Origin of the sequence: Anaerovibrio sp. (genome assembly GCF_051866355.1) — a bacterium.
Lineage (GTDB): Bacteria > Bacillota > Negativicutes > Selenomonadales > Selenomonadaceae > Anaerovibrio.
In genome coordinates this window covers 1-4,243 of sequence record NZ_JBJDWZ010000031.1, presented here as the reverse complement: position 1 = coordinate 4,243, position 4,243 = coordinate 1, and the positions used below count along the sequence as shown (strand labels likewise).

Sequence of the window (4,243 nt, the reverse complement as noted above, 5' to 3'; positions counted from 1 at the left end):
CCAGGCAGGCACCGCAGGCCGCACACACATCTTTATCCGCTCTGGCATATCTTTTAGACGTCACTCTTATACTCATCTTTGATTGCTCCTAAAACTCACTCTTGAATTAGAAAATTCACTTTTCTGCTTCCTTATGCTGTGTAGTATCACCTTTGCAAAAAAATAGCACAACAACTAATAGAAGTAAAAATAACGTCGAATCATCCATCTCTACGCTTCCCTTTAAAGCACATGTTTCACCAAACATAATCAAATAAAACATAATAAATGAATTCAGGATTTTCCAAAACCAATTTTGACCTAAATCCTGCATACGCTTAATACATATTGCAATGAAGCCAGAAAAAAAGACAATATGTCCCAATATAATAATCGCCAGCAAAATATAGACACAAGCCTCTTCGATTTTAAATAGCTCGGCAATAGGTATCATCACAGAATATATAATATACATACCACCCAACGTAAGTATTGAAAATAAGCCCAAACTTTGAGCAAATTTCATACGCCCAATTCCGGTATTCACGGAATAAACGTCATTGGCCATCCAATTAAGCAAACTATAACGCTTTGCCCACTTACAAAAACACACCAGCATTGACCTCCCAAAATCATCTTTCGTCTTATGCATTTATCTTATATATATATATATTATAGGACGTAGCAGTTCCTGTAGCAGTCAGATAGCATTTAGTGCTACGTGAAACCACATAAATTGATGTTTTTAACCGTTGCTTTTTTCAGTCAGTTCCTGATACATTTTCATCAAAGCTGCCACTGTTTCCGACGGGCTGTACCACTTGGACGGATGCTCCGGGGTAGGCTCCATTAAAAAGCCATAAGCCTCCATTACCGCCATGTCATTGGCCCTATGGGCATTCAGCAAATCGGCAAACAGGTACATCTTATCACTGTACATCTGTGCAAAGCTGCATTCCGGGTATTGTTCCCTGGCCTGCAAAATGGCTTTGGCTGTGCTTTCTATTTTGCGTTTTTGTGCCTCTGTAGGCTGGCACCAAGGGAAATTATTATACACATTGTCCTTGGTTATACGATAACGCATTTCTAACCTGCCGCAAACTGTACGCATCCATTCCATGAACACATTAGAGGTCAGCACACCAAAATGATAAAGCTCTGCATGGGGAACCACCACTACCAGATTGCTAGGCAGTACATCCGGCGGCATAAAGCCAATAGGTACATATTTCCTCTTTTCGGAAGAAGTCAGAGGCAGTACCAGATAATTGCTGTCAGGTATAGTTTCCACATGAAACCTGGTTGGCTTATCTGCCAGCTTGATAGTCCCTGCACTCTTACTTTCCAGCCTGACCTGGCGCACAGCTTCTATCCGCTGCAGCACCAGCGGCATATTCATCAGCTGGCTTGGTGATGTTTCCCCCAGCCACAAGCAATACCTGTAGTATCTGTTGATGAACTCATGGGAGCCAATCCATTTGCGAAACAGTTTTTCTGACTTTGGCTCTTTTTTGATAAAAGCCTGCATTTCCTCATAGGTAAAAAGATAATTGCCTCCATCTATAGGCTTGTTGCCACTGCGGGCATGAGGCACGGGACTGATTGGTGTTGTACGATTTTCCACAAAAATATTTTCGGCATCTATGAGATAAGGATTGATATTTTTTACCAGCTTGACACGGCCGTCATCCAGCAATCGTCCATGCTTCTCCTGCTCTTGGCAGCTAAAGCCAACGATTACCACATGTACATGCGCCTGCTCTGCTGATTCGCTAGCCCATTTGAATGTACGCCAGGCAAAATCTATATGTATGCCAAATCTGTCATACATAGGCTTCCATACTGCCGCCACCTGCTCCCCCTGAGTAATGCTGTTGGTGGATACAAAGGCGCATTTTATCCCTGTGCCATACATCATAGCGGCAGCCTTGAAGAACCATCCTGCAACATAATCAACGTTTCCTGCCGCACGATAGGCCTTCCCCTTCGGGTCAACATACACATTCAATATATCCGCCTTTTGTGGCTTTTCCATATAACGTGCGCCTATAAAGGGTGGATTACCCATGATATAGTCCAAATCATCAGGTGATACAATACTACTCCACTCAAGCCGCAGGGCGTTGCCCTCTACGATATTTGAGTAGCTTTTGAGGGGCAGGAAGTCCAGATTCATGTTGACGATGCCCTGGGTTTCTACCATCATCTGATATTCTGCTATCCACAGGGCAGTTTTGGCCACGGACACGGCAAAGTCGTTGATTTCGATGCCATAGAACTGATGAATGGATACCTTAATAGGATTGGCTATGTCACCAAGGACAATCTGCTCCCCCAGCATGGCCTGAATTGCCCTGTTCTCAAGACGGCGCAGGGAAATATAGGTTTCTGTCAGGAAGTTGCCGCTGCCACAGGCTGGGTCAAAGAAGGTGAGGCCTGCCAGCTTGTCCTGATATGCCGCCAATTTGCTGTTTCTCTGCTTCACCTGGGGAATGGCAAGAATAGCCTCCAATTCTTCTGTCAGGTCATCCAGAAACAGCGGATCGATGACCTTGTGGATGTTTTCGATGCTGGTGTAGTGCATGCCGCCGCTGCGCCTTGTTTTGGCAGACAGGGTGCTTTCAAACACTGCACCGAAGATGGTAGGGCTGATATCGCGCCAGCTAAAACCGAGAGAAGCCTCTTCCAATATAACCTCTACAGTGCGCTCATCAAATTTTGGAATTTCAATATCGCCGTCAAAAAGGCCGCCATTTACATAGGGAAAAGCTGCCAGCTCATCATCGAGGTATTTATCACGGTCATTAATCGACGTGTTTAAAACGTGAAATAATTCTACAAGGGAAGTGCGGAAAAACTTAGCCGGGAAATTCTTCATGTAATTGTAGAACTGATTATGCTGGAAAATACCTGCGTCCTCGGCATACATGCAGAAAATCAATCGCACACACAGCTTGTTGAGGCTCTGCAGAACTTCCGGCGTCCGGCTGTCATATTTGGCCGCGATATAATCATATATCCTCCCCACCAGCTTGCCTGCCTCGACAGAGATTTCCACCTCTTTCCGTATATGGACATTTTCCTTGGCAACGAGAAAGTCAAGGCGGTGAAATTCATTTGGCAAATCAGCCAGCTTGATACGCTCCGGCTCACTGTGCTTGTTGTTGAAATCAAAAATCATGAACTCCTGAAAGTTGCAGGAGATACCCCAGCGGGGCATTTCGTCATAGTTCATGGCATTGGCATAGCGTATCATCTGCTGCATAGGTGTCAGCCATGTGCCATCGGACTGCTTGATGCCCTTGGTCAAGTCCTTGCCCATGCTTTTCTGCTCAATGATAACCTTCGTAGATGGAATATACACATCTATAAAACTTACATTGGACAGTTGTATCTGCACTTCAAAATTCATATAATCTTCAGGAGCTTCCACCCCGTAAACTGTCCTGATAAGCTCCATCCAGAATTTTTGTGTTTCGCCCTTTTCATAGCCCTTGCCTTGCCACTTTTTTGCAAAGACCTTCGCCGCTTCTATCTGCTCATTTTCCGTCATACAAGCCACCCCTAAAATGTTCAAATAATGTATTCAGCCATATCCTTGCTATCATTGTAGCAATCACATAATATAACAGCAAGTATTTTGTGAAACAAAAAAAGTCACCTCAAATAAGATGACCTTTTCTTGCACATACTTTATACAACGATTGGACGCTTCAAGCTTCTTCAGCCCCTGCTCCTCTTTTCAGGCTTGCTCGTAGAGTTGTACATATCACTATGGTCACATACTATGAATAGCATTGTATCATTCTGTTGTATCTGTTCAGACCAAGAGAGGGGCGAGTTGGAGCTGTACCTATAGAAAACCTTTGTTGTGCCTCGGTGCGCATGAGCTGAGCATCCGCGAGGCACAAAGGGATAACGAAACCCTATTGACATGAATTAGTTTCGAGGATAAATCCTTGTATGCTAGGCGGAGGAGGAAGGCATGGTGGTTCCATGCCGACCGACGACAACAACGCAGACAAGGATTTAGACCGAAAATAATCATGGATATAGGGTTTTGTTATCCCTTGAGCGCGAGCGTGTTTTCTATAGGTATTGCCCCTGCTCACCCCTTTTTTATGTCTGAACAGAGTCCACTGACTAACAAACTATTCCATCAGTATATGCACGAAGTAACAAACAACCACCACGGAAAACTGAAATTACTTCATGTTCAAAGCCGCAGTCACGAATCCCTTGAACAGCGGATGCGGATGGTTCG

2 protein-coding genes are annotated in these 4,243 nt (G+C 44.4%); both read right to left on the bottom strand.

Annotated elements, in window-relative coordinates:
• Nucleotides 1-115 precede the first annotated feature (115 nt).
• On the bottom strand, nucleotides 116-592 hold the full coding sequence (locus ACI3UA_RS01850) for a hypothetical protein (RefSeq protein ID WP_439723138.1): 477 nt from the start codon (nucleotides 590-592) through the stop codon (nucleotides 116-118).
• Between the two features lie 132 nt (nucleotides 593-724).
• Nucleotides 725-3,532 (bottom strand): DNA methyltransferase, encoded by a 2,808-nt coding sequence (locus ACI3UA_RS01845; protein ID WP_439723137.1) that lies wholly within the window; start codon nucleotides 3,530-3,532, stop codon nucleotides 725-727.
• Nucleotides 3,533-4,243 lie beyond the last annotated feature (711 nt).